Annotated in this window: 2 protein-coding genes; both read left to right on the top strand. The window is 26.9% G+C overall.

What is annotated here, in order from left to right; translation table 11 throughout:
- Nucleotides 1-163: 163 nt before the first annotated feature.
- Nucleotides 164-463 (top strand): ATP-dependent Clp protease adaptor ClpS, encoded by a 300-nt coding sequence (locus tag ACQRD5_RS16940; protein WP_291625034.1) that lies wholly within the window; start codon nucleotides 164-166, stop codon nucleotides 461-463.
- 1 nt (nucleotide 464) lies between these two features.
- The gene (gene clpA / locus ACQRD5_RS16935) at nucleotides 465-2,708 is read left to right on the top strand and encodes an ATP-dependent Clp protease ATP-binding subunit ClpA (RefSeq protein ID WP_291625033.1); all 2,244 of its coding nucleotides are present in this window, start codon (nucleotides 465-467) and stop codon (nucleotides 2,706-2,708) included.
- Nucleotides 2,709-2,810: the final 102 nt, after the last annotated feature.

Here is a 2,810-nt window from a genome sequence, read left to right as displayed (position 1 = left end):
ATTATAGTATATGATTATTAACTTATTAGTTACATAAAAATATAATAATGGTACATATCAAGTTATAGTATTTTGCAACTAAATACAATATAATATATAATGAATATCAAATAAGAATATTTTTCTTCATTATAGAATCAAAAGTGAAAATGGAGGAGTTATTTTGGAAACTAATTCAAAAGTAATAGAAAGAACACATATTAAAACTAAAGAGCCCAAAAAATATAAGGTTATTATGTATAATGACGATTTTACAACTATGGAATTTGTAGTTGCTATTTTAAATATTATCTTTAATAAAAGCTTTGAAGAGGCTAATAAGATTATGATGGAAGTCCATAAAAGAGGTAAGGGGATAGCAGGAGTATATACTTATGATATAGCTGTTACAAAAACTAATAAAGCTATTTCAATGGCAAGAGAAGAGGGATTTCCCTTTAAGCTTACAGTAGAGGAGGATTAAAATGGATATAAGTAAAGTGGTAAGAGATATTTTGTATAGAGCCTATAGCACAGCAAAAAATAATAAAAATGAATATGTTACACCTGAACATTTATTATTAAGTGCTTTAGAAGAAGATGCATTCAAGGCTGTAATTATTAAATTAAATGGAAATGTTGATGAATTAAAAGAGGATTTAACAAGCTACATCAATGAAAATTTAGATAAATTAGAAGATGAAGGAGAACCGGAGGAAAGTTATGGAATTAAAAATGTATTAATTGTTGCTACTCAACAGGCAGCTTTTAGTGAAAGAAATTATGTAGCTTTAGAGCATGTAATTTCAGCAATTTATGCCTTAAAAGATAGTTATGCCATTTATTATTTAGAAAAGCAAGGAATAACTAAACAAGATTTATTGTTTGAACTTTCTCATAATAAATCAGAAGAAGATGATTTGGCTAAAGATGCAATTAAAATAATTAGAGTTAATAAAGCCGAAGAAAATGAAGGAAATAAAAATAAGAGCATAGTTAATAGTTTTTGTACAAATATAACAGAGTTAATTGAAAAAGAAGATAATTATCCATTAGTGGGTAGAGAAGACATAATTGATAGGACAATACAAGTCCTATGCAGAAAAACTAAGAATAATCCAATTCATATAGGAGAACCTGGAGTTGGAAAAACTGCAATTACAATGGGACTTGCTAAGTTAATTAAAGAAGGTAAAGTTCCAGAAAAATTAAAAAATGCTGAAATATTCTCTTTAGATATAGGAACTATACTTGCAGGAACAAAGTACAGAGGAGATTTTGAAGAAAGAATTAAACAGATATTAGATGAGATAAAGACTTATGATAATCCAATAGTATATATTGATGAAATTCATAATATAGTTGGTGCTGGAGCTTTAAATGGTAGTTCATTAGATGGTGGAAGTTTAATAAAAGGATATTTACTAGAGGGGAAAATAAGATTTATAGGAGCAACTACCTATGATGATTACAAAAAATATTTTGAGAAAGATAAAGCATTAGTAAGAAGATTCCAAGTAATAGAAGTTAAAGAAACTTCTATTGAAGAAACTATAGATATCTTAGAAGGTGTTAAAGATGTATTTGAAGAATATCATAAAGTAAAGTATACTGATGAAGCATTAAAATCTGCTGTTAATTTGAGTTTTAAATATATTAATGATAGATTTTTACCTGATAAGGCTATTGATATAATAGATGAAGCAGGAGCTTTTGTAGATATTAATAGAGAAAAATACTCTAATGGATTAGTAGATGACTCAGTAATTGAGGAAATTATAGCTAAGATGTGTAATATACCTAAGAAAACAATAGAAAATACAGAAATAAATTCATTGAAAATATTAGAAGATGAATTGAAAAGTAAAATATTTGGCCAAAATCAAGCAGTAGATGAGGTTTCAAGATGCATTAAGATGTCAAGAGCTGGATTAAATGATGAAAATAAACCTGTTGCTTCAATGTTGTTTGTAGGACCAACTGGCGTTGGTAAAACTGAAATAGCTAAAGTTTTAGCAAAGACTTTAGGTATAGAACTAATAAGATTTGATATGAGTGAATACGGTGAAAGGCATGCTGCATCTAAACTTATAGGTTCTCCTCCAGGATATGTTGGTTATGAAGAAGGTGGCCTTTTAACTGATACAATTAGAAAGAAACCAAACTGTGTATTATTGTTAGATGAAATAGAAAAAGCTCATCCAGATATATTAAGTGTTTTATTACAAGTAATGGATTATGCTACATTAACTGATAATAAAGGCAGGAAGGCAGATTTTAGAAATGTTATATTAATTATGACTTCAAATGCTGGAGCAAGGGATATTGGTAAAAACTTAGTTGGATTTGCAAGGGGAACAATCAATAATGAAGCTATAAGTGATGAAGTTAAGAGAGCATTTACTCCTGAGTTTAGGAATAGATTAGATAAGGTAATTGTATTCAATCAAATAAATAAAGATATGGCAATAGAAATAGCTAATAAAGAATTAAATAAGTTTAAAGATAAATTAAAAGAAAAAAATATAGAACTTAGCTTTAGTGATGAAGCAATTACTTTTATAAGTGAAAAGGGCTTATCTAAGGAATTTGGAGCAAGAGAAATAATTAGAGTGATTAATTCAGATTTAAAACCTATTTTAGTTGATGAATTGTTATTTGGAGATTTATCAAATGGAGGGAAATGCAATTTAGATATGGAAAATAATAAATTTAAGCTTATAAAGTAATATAAAATAAGACCTATTTAAAATAAAAAAGTAGGTCTTATTTTATTTGTTCAGTTTAAAAAATATATAATATGCTATAAAATATATATATTAATATTATAA

Origin of the sequence: Clostridium sp. SGI.024 (assembly GCF_050315195.1) — a bacterium.
In the GTDB taxonomy this organism is placed as follows: domain Bacteria; phylum Bacillota; class Clostridia; order Clostridiales; family Clostridiaceae; genus Clostridium.
The sequence above is the reverse complement of the archived record's forward strand: the minus strand, read 5'-3'. Positions and strand labels throughout refer to the sequence as shown.